We start from the raw sequence: 14,205 nt of genomic DNA, 5'->3' as shown, positions 1-14,205 counted from the left end.
GGGAGCTACACTGTGTAATTGGCAGTGTGGCTTTTTTGATGGATAGAAAGGTTAAAGTAGCGGATAGAAAACTTGAATAGGCGGATAAAGAGGCTAAATTGTCGGATAAAACCTGTATAGAAGGATAAAAAACCTAAACTCCTGACGATTTTTTATCATTTTCAACCACCCATCCGTAGTGTAAAATATATATAACTCCATATGATGACCTTTCGCAAGGAAAGGATGGTACTGTGCTACAATCTTTATGGCAAAAGTACAAAAAAAGTATGTTATTCCCCAGCATACTAGTCGTCAGTGGACTTTGTTACTTCTATTTTTCGAGTTCTGACTCTTCACCTCCCCAAGAAGAGCTCATCGAAACAATCCAACCTATTGAAGAAAAAAATTTGAGTGAATCTGCTGAGGAAGCGGTTATGCAGCAGGTATTTGTGGAAATAAAGGGTGCTGTAATGTATCCAGGCGTTTATGAACTTGAGCAAGACCAACGTATAAAAGATGTTGTACAGCTTGCTGGTGGCTATACAGAGAATGCTGACACACAATTTATCAATCATGCCCAAAAGGTACAGGATGAAATGGTAATCTATATTCCTATCATGGGCGAACAGCTAGAGGAAGGATCCTCTTCTCTGTTAACGTTACCTACTGAGACGAATAAGGAGCAAAAGATTAATATCAATAAAGCTGATGTAGCAACGTTAGCAACATTGCCAGGAATCGGTCCTTCTAAAGCACAAAGTATCCTTACGTATCGAGAGGAAAATGGGCAGTTTCAATCCATAGATGACTTAAAAAATGTTAGTGGTATTGGTGATAAAACATTTGAAAAGCTAAAGGATGCGATTACTGTAAAGTAATGCTTTTACATGATGGTATATTGACGTCCCTTTTCTAAAAGGGCTACACTATAGTAGAAAAGCAAGAGAAAGTTAATTTGTTAGACAATTTTTGGAGGTAGTCATATGGAGCGAATTACTTGGGATCAATTTTTTATGGCACAAAGCCATTTACTCGCATTACGCAGTACATGTACAAGACTAGCTGTAGGAGCAACTGTTGTACGGGACAAACGCATCATTGCAGGTGGTTATAACGGTTCCATTACAGGGGACGAGCATTGTATCGAAAAAGGGTGCTATGTGGTTGATAATCATTGCGTCCGTACCGTGCATGCTGAAATGAATGCCTTACTGCAATGTGCTAAATATGGAACACCGACAAAAGGTGCTGATTTGTATGTAACACATTTTCCATGTTTACCATGTACAAAATCTATCATTCAAGCTGGCATAGAACGTGTGTATTACGCAACAGATTATAAAAATAATCCATATGCACAGGAGTTATTTGCAAAAGCTGGAGTGGAAGTAGTTCATGTACCCTTTGATGAACGTAAAATTGATTTTTTACGAGATGACAAGCTAGCTTTGTATACAAAAATGCTGCACGAGCTTCGCGAGAGTGGGGTATCTGCTGAAAAATTGCTCCCATATGAACAGAAGGTGAGTGCATTATTTGGCATCAAGCTTTAAAGCATAGATGGATTATGGTAGCTCTTGCTGTACTGATAGCTGCTATTGCAGTATACAAATCAGCATGGCTACTCATTTTTTTACTGCTACTAGTCCTGTGGCTCACCATAAAAGGTGAGTCACGTTTTCTTGCAATTTTTGTACTAACTAGTGGTCTACTAACTTATTTTTTCCTTTCTATCAATCATCTCACGGAACCTTCCCCTTTACCGTCAACCTTCCCTATAACTTGGTCAAGTGACTATAAAATAATCGGGCAAAAACTCCGTGGGTTTGCTACAACAACAAATGGTGAAAAACTTTACGTAGTTTATACCTTTTCTTCGGCACAAGAGAAAAAATTTTATGAAAATACCTCATTAACTGGAATGACGTATTCTGCAAAAGGTGAACTTGTGACTCCCTCTCCAGCTGCACATGCTTATGCTTTTTCCATGTCAAACTATTTAACGAGCAAAGGAGCAACAGGCGTCGTTGAAATCGCAAATTGGAACTATATAGGAAAACAAACCTCCATCTTCACTATTCTTGCCGAAGTAAGACACAATATGAAAAAGCATATAGAGAGAACTTTTCCCAAATCACTTGTAGCAGAGGCTCAAGCACTTTTAATAGGGGTGCAAGATCAGATGGAGGATGAACTGCAACGTGCCTATCAAAAGCTTGGTATTACCCATTTATTTGCGATTTCTGGGCTACATGTCGCGCTGATGTCTTGGCTCTTTTTTGAAGGATTGCTTAGAATAAGAGTTCGCAAGGAAATGGCTACTGTCGTGCTATTGATCCTCTTACCGGTTTATGGATTCATTGCAGGGGGAGCACCTTCCGTATGGCGTGCTGTTTCTGTAGTAGAATTGATGATGTTACTGCGCTTTTTTAAGTGGGTTCTTTCGATGGATGATGCATTAGCTATTAGCTTTATAGGCTTTGTTTTGCTTGAGCCAGGTGTTATTTTCCAAATTGGTTTCCAGCTATCCTATTTAGCAACTGTTAGTCTTCTTTATTCTGGTATTATTTTTAAGCAGACAAGAACTTGGCTAGGTCGTTCTTTTTTTATCACATTCGTGTGCCAACTGCTCGTTTACCCACTATTACTCCATCATTTTTATGAATTATCTTTATCCTCGTTTTTTGTCAATATTGTTTTTGTTCCACTGTTTTCATTTGTTATATTACCCTTTAACATGATTGCCTTTGTACTATCTTATCTTTCTTTACCACTTGCTAATGTCCTATTTGCTGGCTATGAACCACTGCGTAAATGGCTGACCGAAATAATCTTTTCTATGCAAGAGCTTCCTTGGCAATTATGGACACCAGGCAAACCAACTATTTGGCTGAGCTGTGTGGCGATGTTAAGTGTTTTAGTGAGCCTCTATTATTTGGAAATAAAACGATTCAGGAGAGCTATTTTGATCCTTGTCATCCCTGCTATTTGGATTCATTTAGCACCCATGTTGTATAACGAAACAAAGATTACCTTTTTAAATGTAGGACAAGGAGACAGTATTATCATTGAATTGCCTTTTAGACGGGCTGTCTATGTTATAGATACAGGTGGCGTATTGCGCTTTGAGCAGGAATTGTGGAAGAAAGCAGATAGTCCTTATAAGGTAGGGAAGCAAGTTGTCGTCCCATTTTTAAAAGGCAAGGGTATACGTACTATCGATATTTTTATTGCTTCTCATGCGGACGCAGATCATATTGAGGGAGCAGAGGAAGTATTACAAGAGATTAACATGAAGGAAATACACGTTACACCTGGTTCATTGTATGAGCCTTTAATGCATGATTTATTACGAGAAGCCAATAAGCGACATATTCCTATTAAAGAAAAAATGAAGGGGACTTCGTGGCATGTAGGGGAAACATATTTTTATTACTTATGGCCTGATGATGCCATTTATGAGGGAAATGATGATTCTCTTGTCCTGTACATGCAGCAAAAGGCGTTTACAGCGTTATTTACAGGGGATTTGGAGCAATATGGCGAACAACAGCTGATCAATCGTTATGGACCTTTATTGGCCAATCTCACATTACTAAAGGCAGGGCATCATGGGAGTAAGACATCGAGCACAGAAGCCTTTGTCGAGCTGCTACAGCCCCAATTAACGGTTTTTAGTGCAGGTCTCCATAATCGTTATGGTCATCCACATGAAGAAGTAGTACAACGATTTGTCAGTAGACATTTAGTGACATGGACAACAGGGGTGAATGGATCAATCGAAATAAGTATTCGTGATAATCGCTGGTCCGTTAACGGAAAGGAAAAGGGCCTTGTCCAATGACCAAGGCCCTTTTCCTGCATAAGTCCAATTACTGTGATACAAATTCTACTATAGTTGCAATAATAAACATAAGCGTGAAAACGCCAAATGATACACCGAAGCCAACACCAGAATCGATGGCATCGTTACGTCGACATTGTATGTTTTTTCCTTCAAATGGATTCATTGTTATCCCTCCAATTCTGTTATTTATTATAAGACAACATGGTCATAAAAGCTATATCGAAAAGGTGATTTCCCCGTCTGGAAAGGAATCGACACAATTCGGTCAAAGACACAAAGGACTATGAAATCATGTATACTAATAGTATTGCTAGATGGAGGGGAAATTATGATTTCAACGGTTTGGAATACAATAAAAAAAGGTGAGCTTGCACCAGTATATTTGCTTGTTGGTGAAGAAAGCTATTTTATAGATGAAACCATTAAACGTTTAAAAGAGGCAATGGGTCCAGAAGAAGATCTGGAGATGACCACATTTGATTTAGAAGAAGTACCAGTAGATGTGGTCATGGATGAAGCAGATACCATTCCTTTTTTCTCAGAACGTAAGCTTATTATTGCTAAAAATGCTTCGTTTTTAAAGGCAACCGAGAAAGGGAAGGAAAAAATCGATCATGATGTGAAACGATTGGAAACATGGTTGTCGAATCCTTCTGATTTTTCCGTAACGGTTTTTATTGCCCCTTATGAAAAATTGGATGAACGCAAAAAAGTGACTAAAATGATGAAAGAGCATGCATTATTTGTACAAGCAGAAACACCAAAAGAGCAGGATTTAGCCATATGGATTCAAGGCATTGTCAAAACACAAGGTAATAGCATTACACAAGATGCTATTGAATTGCTTGTTACGATGGTCGGAGCCAACATGCTACAATTACAGATGGAAATTGACAAGCTAACCCTTTATTTAGGTGATGGGGGCGAAATTACAACTTCTTTAGTGGAGGATTTGGTGGCAAAGACATTAGAGCAAGATGCCTTTAAAATGCTTAACGCATACTTGGCAAATGACTCTGTCGGAGCCTTGTCCATCTATCATGATTTATTGCGACAAAAACAAGAACCTATTATGTTAGTGGGCTTGCTAGCATCCAATGTTCGTACTATGTCAAATGTTTTTTATTTATTGAAAAAAGGTTATCACCCTCAACAAATTGCTAAAAATCTAAAAATTCATCCGTATCGTGTCAAACTTATGATTGAGCAACGGCATCGGCCTTCAGAAGAAAATTTGCTCCGGGCATTATATCAATTAGCAGAGGTTGATTTACAGCTTAAATCGTCTGGTGGAAATCGAGAGCGCTATCTAGAGCTATTTTTATTGCGCCAACTATAGGAAAAGAAAGCTGTCCAATAAGGGCAGCTTTCTATGTTCTCTATAAAATTAAAAAGATCAGCTACTCCTAATAGAGTATCTGATCCTTTAAACAATTACGCTTTTTTAGCAAGGCGAGACTTTTTACGAGCCGCCGCGTTTTTGTGGATAAGTCCTTTTGAAGCTGCTTTATCTAAAGATTTGAAAGCTGCTTGTAAAAGTTCTTGTTTGTTTTCAGCGTTAGCAGCAACAGCGTTTTCAGCTTTTTTCACTGTAGTACGCATTGCAGATTTAGCTTGAGAATTAGCAATGTTAGCTTTTTCGTTAACTTTTACGCGTTTAATCGCAGATTTAATGTTTGGCATATATTTCACCTCCTAAATTAGGTACGAGATGATATCTTCTCATTGATTTCTTGTGTCAATACAACAAAAATCATTTTAACAAACGCTTGGCCAAATTGCAATAGATAAATGCAAAGAATATTTACTTGACAGTTTGAACAAACTACAGCTTGAGGTGAACTGTATGCAAAATTTTAATTGGCAACGAACAGATTTAATTGATGAATCAGAAGAGGTAGTTGTCCATCAGACCAAAGAGCAAAAAGAAAAGCTTGAACAATCAAGTGGCATTCAAATTGAAGATCGGAATGCTGGTAGAGTAAAAATTACAGATGTTCTTGTAGACGCTGAAGGGGAAAAGCAAATTGGTAAAAAGGAAGGGCAGTATATTACCCTTTCTGTCCCGACACTAACATTAGAAGATCAAGAAGGCTTTGCACAACTTGAACAAGAATTGCTTGTAAATTTCAAAAAAATGCATGACGCACTTTCTTGGCAAGAAGACGATAAAATTTTAATAGTCGGTTTAGGAAATCGCACTATTACACCCGATGCAATAGGTCCCTATTTAATTGACCATTTGCATAGTTTAGATGTCATTGATGAAAAATTTGTTATGTATGCTCCTGGTGTAACAGGACAAACAGGCTACGAAACAGGTGAATTTGTGGCTGCTATTGCTGAACGTCTGCAACCGAAATTAATCATTGTAGTAGATGCACTTGCTACAAGAGCGAGTAATCGACTCTGTAAAACGATTCAATTAACAGATACAGGCATACATCCAGGTTCAGGCGTAGGTAATCAACGGCAAGAGATTTCCTATGAGATGCTTGGCATTCCCGTAACAGCAATAGGGATCCCTACTGTAGTAGATGCACCTGTACTAATTGCAGATGCGGTAGAAACTATGCTCCGTTCGATAGCTGCACGTGTGGCTGAACGCAGTAAACCGTCATCGAAGCTTTCATTATCCTCATGGCAACCAGATATTAACAAGGAACTGGATATGACATTAGTACAACCTATATTTGGAGAATGGGCGACATGGACGAAGGAGGAGCGGCAGCAGCTATTTGAGGAAACCTTCGCTGGCTCCCACACACAATTGATGGTTACACCAAAAGAAGCAGACTATTGGATTGATCGCTATGCAAAATTAGTGGCTTCTATGCTTATGGATTGGGCAAGTGATTTATAAAATAATGAAGAAACAACGGTTAGGGTAGTCCTTCTAAAACACGCTTTTTTATGCGTAAAACAAGAAATTTATTTTCGTTCTAATTAACATCCCCCCTCCATACGATATGGGGAGGAGGGTGTGACTTTGCTAAAAAAACTACAATGGTCATTTGGTATATTATTGTTCTTTTTCGTATTACCTGTCATTGCTGGGCAACTTCCGTTCAACAAGCAAGCATCGACTCCGATCAAACAATCAGAAGATAAGCAAGTCGTGTTTGCTGCTACCAATTTAGCTGAACAAAGTGTACTGGAACAAACGAAAGAACCTGAACCAGATCAAGCCCTAGACCCGGACCCATTTAAAGTGTTAGTGTTATTTACCCATACGCATGAAGCATATGAACCCATGGTGAAAGCAGTGAGTGGTAAGGTAGCGACTTCTCATGAAACGGTCAATATTATGAGCCTGAAGGATAAGATTGTGAATCATTTTAATGTAAATGGTTTAAAGACGGATGTTCTTGATGTAGATATTATGAAGAAACTACAAGAAGAGGGTAAAGGCTATCATGAATCTTATAATGTGATGAGGCCATATTTAAGTAAGCATTTAGAGACAAATAATTATGATCTAATAGTTGATTTACATCGTGACTCATTAAAACATGATCTTACAACGATCTCATATAATGGGGAAAATTATGCGAAAATCGCTATTGTTGTTGGGGCAGAACATGCTAATTACCGCTGGAATACAGCCTATGCTGAAAGTTTATCATCCACACTAAATGCCATCGTTCCCAAAATTTCTAAAGGGGTTATTTCTAAAAGTGGTGATGGGGTTGATGGGCGATACAATCAGGATTTAGCAAAGCAAATGATGATTATTGAGATTGGTGGAATTGGTAATACTGAGGAAGAGGTTAATCGTACGATTGCTGTAATTGGTAAGGCTATTTCAAAAGCGTTTGTCAATGATTCAACAAAATAGACCAATCATATTAAAAAGTGGGACTCTTGTGGGCTCACTTTTTTAATATTGTATGATAATAAAATTTCCAGAAATAATTCTCATTAATTGTCTTTCCATTGCTCCATTCTTGTCTTATAATTTTCAAGTTGGCTCGCGAATTTCATGATAAAACGTTAAATGAAGGCATATGCAAATAAAGCAAACATACTTTTGAAGTATATCCCACTTTTGGGAATGCCTTTTTAAGTCTATAGCAAATATACATATGAATTTTTAGAAGACAAAAAGTGATAACGTTTCATTTTTCTCTCAAACTTTTATCGTATTTCAATCGTCAAACATTTAAGTGAATAAGCAAAAATAATAGAGAGGGGATGGTTATCAATCAAAAGGTTCTATTACGTGACAACAGGTTTTATCTTGATGCAGAAGGGAATACCTTCAAAAAGCGTTACTCCTTGTAGCATTTGGATGTAACTATCATCTATCCATAGCCGTGGGCGGTTATTAGAGATTGTGACAGCGCTTTTAGATTAACTTCTCATTGTATAGCTAGAAAATACCAAAACATTATACCGAAACGAAATTGAGAGATTATTGAAGGAAGGAATAGTATGTCAGGTAAGTCATTAAATCATCGTTATATTCCTGGACTAGACGGGATTCGAGCATTGGCTGTGTTAGCAGTTATTGCTTATCATTTTAACTTTAGTTGGGCTAGAGGTGGCTTTTTAGGAGTAGATATCTTCTTTGTATTATCGGGCTATTTAATCACCTCTACCATCTTACCTTTAAAGGGCAATCAATTAACAGTCAGCCTAAAGAAATTTTGGGTGGGACGATTTAGAAGGCTACTACCAGCGGCCTACGTTATGATTGTTACATCATTTGTTTGGGCAATGCTCTTTCATAAAGAGCTTCTCCATACTTTGCGCGGGGATGCACTGTCCTCCATTTTTTATTCAAGTAATTGGTGGTTCATTTTTCATAAACTCTCTTATTTTGATAGTTTCGGTTCTCCATCACCTTTAAAAAACCTATGGTCATTAGCCATTGAAGAACAATTTTACTTGATTTGGCCATTGCTCTTAATGATTGGACTTTTTGTTGTTAAAAAGCAAAATAAACTAGCAAATATCGTCTTTTGTGGTGCCCTTTGTTCAGCATTCGTAATGGCCTTACTTTATCAGCCTGGCGCTGATCCTAGTCGTGTCTATTATGGAACGGACACACGTTGTTTTGAATTATTAATAGGCTGTTGGCTAGCCCTTGTTTGGCCAATGAAAAGACTATCTTCTCAAAAATTATCAGCGAACCATGTGAAGAAACTAAATACTATGAGTTTCATTGCACTTACTATTTTTTTAGTAAGCATAGTGTATGTGGATGAATATCAATCCTTTCTTTATAGAGGAGGTATGTTTTTATTTTGCTTGAATGCTGCCGTTTTGATTGCATGTATTTCTCATCCAGTTAGCATACTAGGAAAAATATTAGCATGGAAGCCATTATGTTGGATAGGCTCTCGTTCCTACGGCATTTATCTATGGCATTATCCTGTCATGGTTTTAGGGACACCCATTCATGAAATTGGTAATCCCTCCTATTGGCGAATCTTCCTGCAGCTTTTACTAATCCTGATGATTGCAGAGCTATCCTATCGCTTCATTGAAATGCCCATCCGGAAAGAAGGGTTCCGAGTCTATTGTCAAAAATATCTGATTTGTAATAAAAATAAATGGGGAAGCCTTACTTTTCCACGAAAAATATCAACGGTTATGGTTCCACTCTTCCTGCTTGTATTTTTCACAGGCATGACAGGTGTAGTGGGTGAAAGTCAGCAAAACCCATCTAAAATGTTGCCAACAACGATAAAAATTAATGGCGATGACAAGCAGGACAAACAAGCTGAAGCCTCAACCGACAAACCTTCTCAAAGCAAGGATGAGGGAGTAGAGGATGTTCAGGAGATAGAAACGACTAAGCAAGAAGAAAATAACCCCATTATTGAGCCTGAAAAGAATGAGTTTTATCGTGGCATACTAGCCATTGGCGATTCCCTAATGATTGATATTGCACCGAGCTTACATAATATGTATCCGACTATTACAATCGATGGAAAAATAGGGCGTCAAGTTTCACAAGCTGTAAAACTTGCACCAAATTATGCAAGTTTTAATCAACCTAATCATGCAGTCATTCTACAATTGGGGACAAATGGTTATTTTACGACTGACCAAATGGATGCACTCCTTGAAGCTTTTTCAAATGCCGATATTTATTTAGTGAATACACGTGTGCCGCGTTCATGGGAAGCAAAGGTGAATGAAGCTTTACTGCAAAAAGCACAGGAACATGAGCGAATAACACTAATTGACTGGCATGCAGCAGCAATCAATCACCCTGAATACTTTGCCCCAGACGGTGTACATTTAGAGAAAAAAGGGGTAGAAGTTTTAACAAAGCTCATTCAACAATCCTTAAACAAATAAAATAATAAAGTCAGTATACACAGTTTTGTCTGCGTAGCTGACTTTTTCTATATCTTAGAAAGGGAACTATTTGCTCTACCTATATGTATTCTATTAGTTGTTGCTCCTATATGGTAAGCTTGACATTTGACTTGTTCTATTGTGTGGAAGATGGTGCGTTGTTCATTCTTTCTTTTACTAATCATAGTTTAGGTTTATAAAAAGGGAATTGTGTTCACGCTTTTTAGCAATATGGATGATGATATCTTTTGGAGATAGCGTGCTTTTCTTGGTTGATCAGGCGAGAATCTCTCCTCATGTCGAGTGGACGCATTTTTATTTCAACTGCTACACATCGAGTACTACTATAGCTGATTTGTCTGCATTTATATACTTAATATTGTAAAATTTAAAAACGATGTGAAACACTGAAAGTATTGATATTATAGGCTTTCAAGTCTAGTTGCTGTTGTACTTTGCGTTATGTTCATAGTATAATTCATTATAGTTTAATTAGGAGTGGAAAAGATGAACCGAGAAGCACGTTTAAAACGACAAGAGAATATACGAAATTTCTCTATTATTGCACATATTGACCATGGGAAATCAACGCTTGCTGACCGTATTTTAGAGCAAACAAAATCTTTAACTTCCCGTGAGATGAAGGCACAGCTCCTCGACTCAATGGATTTAGAGCGTGAGCGAGGCATTACAATTAAGTTAAATGCAGTTCAATTAAAGTACGAAGCAAAAGACGGCGAAGTGTATACATTCCATTTAATCGACACACCAGGACACGTCGATTTCACATATGAAGTATCACGTAGTTTAGCTGCTTGTGAGGGTGCCATATTAGTTGTGGACGCAGCACAAGGGATTGAAGCACAAACACTAGCAAATGTTTACTTAGCACTTGACAATGACTTAGAAATTTTACCTGTAATCAATAAAATTGATTTACCTGCAGCTGACCCTGAACGTGTACGTCAAGAAGTAGAAGACGTTATTGGATTAGATGCCTCTGAAGCAGTATTAGCTTCTGCAAAAGCAGGAATTGGTATCGAGGATATTTTAGAGCAAATCGTAGAGAAGGTACCAGCGCCAACTGGTGATCCAGATGCACCACTACAAGCTTTAATTTTTGACTCTGTTTACGATGCCTATAAAGGTGTTATCATTTCGATTCGTGTCATCAATGGTACTGTCAAGCCTGGCGATAAAATTCGCATGATGGCAACAGGTGCGGAATTCGAAGTTATTGAAGTTGGGGTACATACACCAAAAGTTGTGCCACAGGCTGAATTAACAGTGGGTGATGTAGGTTATTTAACCGCATCTATCAAAAATGTAGGAGACACACGTGTAGGGGATACTGTAACCTATGCGAATCGTCCTGCAGCTGAGCCATTAGCTGGTTATCGCCGTTTGAACCCAATGGTCTACTGTGGTTTGTATCCAATCGATACAGCCAAATACAACGATTTACGTGAAGCGTTAGAAAAGCTAGAGCTAAATGATTCTGCTCTACAATATGAGCCAGAGACATCGCAAGCACTTGGTTTTGGTTTCCGCTGTGGATTCTTAGGATTACTACATATGGAAATTATTCAGGAGCGTATTGAACGTGAATTTAATATCGACTTAATTACAACAGCACCTTCCGTAATTTACAATGTTCATATGACAGATGGTACTGAGCTTAAAGTCGATAATCCATCCTTTATGCCAGACCCACAAAAAATCGATCGTGTCGAAGAACCATATGTGAAAGCAACAATCATGGTACCAAATGATTATGTGGGAGCGGTTATGGAACTTTGTCAAATGAAGCGTGGTAATTTCATGACGATGGATTATATTGATACATCCCGTGTAAGTATTATTTATGAAATGCCATTATCAGAAATTGTCTATGATTTCTTTGACTATTTAAAATCAAATACAAAGGGCTATGCATCATTCGACTATGAACTTATTGGTTACCAGCCATCAAAATTAGTGAAAATGGATATTTTATTAAATGGTGAGCAAGTCGATGCACTAAGCTTTATCGTACACCGTGACTTTGCCTACGATCGAGGAAAAATCATCGTAGAAAAATTAAAAGAATTAATCCCACGCCAACAATTTGAAGTACCAATTCAAGCAGCAGTTGGACAAAAAATCGTGGCGCGTTCAACAATTAAAGCCATCCGTAAAAACGTATTAGCGAAATGTTACGGGGGAGATATTTCTCGTAAACGAAAACTTCTTGATAAACAAAAAGAAGGTAAAAAACGTATGAAACAAGTAGGCTCAGTCGAAGTCCCTCAAGAGGCATTCATGGCTGTGCTGAAGATGGATGATTCGAAATAATATTGATATAACAGGGTTTATAGGGGTTTTTAATATTTGATTTTATATCAATTTGGTGGGGTTCCCCACCAATTCCCCACCATAAAAAAATAAGTTAGAAATTCTTTTCTTATATATCTTGAGCAAATGAGTCAAAGATGTTAGCCGCATCTCTAGCCATTTTCTCAGTGAGGTGGACATAGCGATCTTCTGTTACGGCAGCTCGACTATGTCCTAATCTTTTTTGTACTGTTTTAACAGGTGGACCATTTTCGATTAAAGTTGTAGCATGTGTGTGGCGTAAGGAATGATCGTTAAAACTAATATTTAACTTTTCGCTTATTTTTCTTGTATTATATTTAATAACACTTGGCGTACAATGTTCGCCATTTTCTTTTTTACATACATAATCATGTTCAGAATCCTTTTGATAAAACTCACTGTATTTTAAACGATTTTCTATTTGTGCTTTTTTAATACGTTTGAGCATTTCTGCGAGCGTATTACCAAATGGAATTGTTCTATAACCAGCCTTTGATTTTGGAGGTCTAGGTTGCCATTGTGCTTTCCCATTTTCATCTTTAATACCAACTAATTGTTGTTCAACCTCCAATGTCATTTCTTCAAAATTTATGTGCTTCCATTCAAGTCCACAAACTTCTCCTACACGTAGCCCGCAATGTAATCCAATGTGAAATGGTAAATAAAAAGGGTGTTCTTCATCTAAAATGCTATTAATAAGTCTTAGATTTTCCTTCGTTTGTAGCTTTAATTCCTCGCGAGTTGGTTTTCGTTTCTTATCCTTCATTAATTCTACATAATGCATTGGATTTTCTTTTATGTATTTGTAGGGGTATACTGCATGATTCAAAGCTTTGCTTAAGATACCTATGATTATACTTAATGTTTGCCGAGCATAGCCTTCACGTGTTTTTAAATTAATAAATTGCTGCAACACGTGAGGAGTTAGTGATTTAACTTTATACTTTCCTAAGTGTGGTGCAATATGGTTTCTAATAGTTGATTCATAGTTATAGTACGTATTTGGTTCTAATTTGAGATCTACATATTCCTTCATCCAAAAATCTAAATAATCATGTAAAGTAATTTCTTGGGGTTTAAAAACAGTTCCTGCATTTTCATATTCTAAAATCTTTCTTCTTAAAATTGCCTAAGCAAGCAGTAGACAAAAAGCTTATTAATAAATCTCATCTTGAATAGTTTGACGTTGGCACACTGACAAACGGAGATTTAAAAGAATTAGAAATTATCATTGCTCAACGTAGAAAATAATGTTAGTTTCAGTAAAATCGCTAAAGCCAGTAAAGCTATTTTAGCTGAACTGGTTTTAATACTTAATATAAAAGTGACAATTCAGTGAAAATTATTATTTGAATATAAGAATGGAACTAAATGAAAATATCAAGTGTTTTAGTGTGAATTCAACTAAAAATGTTGCTTAAGTTATATAAAATAACAATCGAACGCCAAAAAAACGGCGGTATAATTGGCGTGATTTGGCGTATTTTTAAAGAATTTAATTGAACACCGTCAAAAACTGTCGGTGTGTACGCCAGAAATTGGCGTGAATATTCAATTGAATTACCACTTTTGGTAATGATAGGATAATAGTAACTCGAGGTCTTAATATGCTATAGCAGTTAACGTAAGAAATGTTACTTACATACAGTGAGTAACGTAATCTTCAAAAAGAAATAATAATTCACGAATTTTTAGCTATAAATAAAGGA

Annotated in this window: 11 protein-coding genes; 8 read left to right on the top strand and 3 right to left on the bottom strand. The window is 37.2% G+C overall.

Going from position 1 to position 14,205, the window contains the following annotated elements; all coding sequences use genetic code 11:
• Positions 1-233 precede the first annotated feature (233 nt).
• The 3 genes from JIN86_RS03440 (at position 234) to JIN86_RS03430 (ending at position 3,826) form a co-directional block, all read left to right on the top strand.
• Positions 234-860, top strand: coding sequence for a helix-hairpin-helix domain-containing protein (locus JIN86_RS03440; RefSeq protein WP_202341272.1), 627 nt, complete (start codon positions 234-236; stop codon positions 858-860).
• 105 nt (positions 861-965) lie between these two features.
• A complete protein-coding gene (locus tag JIN86_RS03435; RefSeq protein ID WP_202341271.1) occupies positions 966-1,535 on the top strand; it encodes a ComE operon protein 2 in 570 nt (189 codons plus the stop codon).
• Between the two features lie 14 nt (positions 1,536-1,549).
• Positions 1,550-3,826 carry a DNA internalization-related competence protein ComEC/Rec2 gene (locus JIN86_RS03430; RefSeq protein WP_202341270.1) on the top strand — a complete coding sequence of 759 codons (2,277 nt, stop codon included), beginning with the start codon at positions 1,550-1,552 and terminating at the stop codon, positions 3,824-3,826.
• Between the two features lie 28 nt (positions 3,827-3,854).
• On the opposite strand, the gene JIN86_RS03425 is transcribed toward JIN86_RS03430, so the two are convergent.
• Positions 3,855-3,992 (bottom strand): YqzM family protein, encoded by a 138-nt coding sequence (locus tag JIN86_RS03425; protein WP_004226902.1) that lies wholly within the window; start codon positions 3,990-3,992, stop codon positions 3,855-3,857.
• 165 nt (positions 3,993-4,157) lie between these two features.
• Here JIN86_RS03425 and holA point away from each other — a divergent pair, with 165 nt between their 5' ends.
• The gene (gene holA / locus JIN86_RS03420; RefSeq protein WP_202341269.1) at positions 4,158-5,168 is read left to right on the top strand and encodes a DNA polymerase III subunit delta; all 1,011 of its coding nucleotides are present in this window, start codon (positions 4,158-4,160) and stop codon (positions 5,166-5,168) included.
• 95 nt (positions 5,169-5,263) lie between these two features.
• On the opposite strand, the gene rpsT is transcribed toward holA, so the two are convergent.
• Positions 5,264-5,512 (bottom strand): 30S ribosomal protein S20, encoded by a 249-nt coding sequence (gene rpsT, locus JIN86_RS03415; RefSeq protein ID WP_004226906.1) that lies wholly within the window; start codon positions 5,510-5,512, stop codon positions 5,264-5,266.
• A 163-nt stretch (positions 5,513-5,675) separates the two neighbouring features.
• Here rpsT and gpr point away from each other — a divergent pair, with 163 nt between their 5' ends.
• The 4 genes from gpr to lepA all read left to right on the top strand — a co-directional run bounded on the left by gpr (position 5,676) and on the right by lepA (position 12,475).
• A complete protein-coding gene (gene gpr, locus JIN86_RS03410; RefSeq protein WP_004226908.1) occupies positions 5,676-6,692 on the top strand; it encodes a GPR endopeptidase in 1,017 nt (338 codons plus the stop codon).
• Positions 6,693-6,812: 120 nt separating this feature from the next.
• Positions 6,813-7,667, top strand: coding sequence for a stage II sporulation protein P (spoIIP, locus tag JIN86_RS03405; protein ID WP_225340378.1), 855 nt, complete (start codon positions 6,813-6,815; stop codon positions 7,665-7,667).
• A gap of 596 nt (positions 7,668-8,263) precedes the next feature.
• Positions 8,264-10,141, top strand: a complete 1,878-nt coding sequence (locus JIN86_RS03400; RefSeq protein WP_202341268.1) for an acyltransferase family protein — start codon at positions 8,264-8,266, stop codon at positions 10,139-10,141.
• A gap of 507 nt (positions 10,142-10,648) precedes the next feature.
• Positions 10,649-12,475 carry a translation elongation factor 4 gene (gene lepA, locus JIN86_RS03395; RefSeq protein ID WP_004226914.1) on the top strand — a complete coding sequence of 609 codons (1,827 nt, stop codon included), beginning with the start codon at positions 10,649-10,651 and terminating at the stop codon, positions 12,473-12,475.
• A 109-nt stretch (positions 12,476-12,584) separates the two neighbouring features.
• Here the strand turns inward: lepA and JIN86_RS03390 are convergent, their stop codons facing one another.
• On the bottom strand, positions 12,585-13,562 hold the full coding sequence (locus JIN86_RS03390) for a tyrosine-type recombinase/integrase (protein ID WP_370568641.1): 978 nt from the start codon (positions 13,560-13,562) through the stop codon (positions 12,585-12,587).
• Positions 13,563-14,205 lie beyond the last annotated feature (643 nt).

It is taken from the genome of Lysinibacillus sp. HST-98, from assembly GCF_016757845.1.
In the GTDB taxonomy this organism is placed as follows: domain Bacteria; phylum Bacillota; class Bacilli; order Bacillales_A; family Planococcaceae; genus Lysinibacillus; species Lysinibacillus capsici.
Note: the sequence above shows the minus strand (reverse complement) of the source record. Positions and strands in the feature narration are given on the sequence as shown.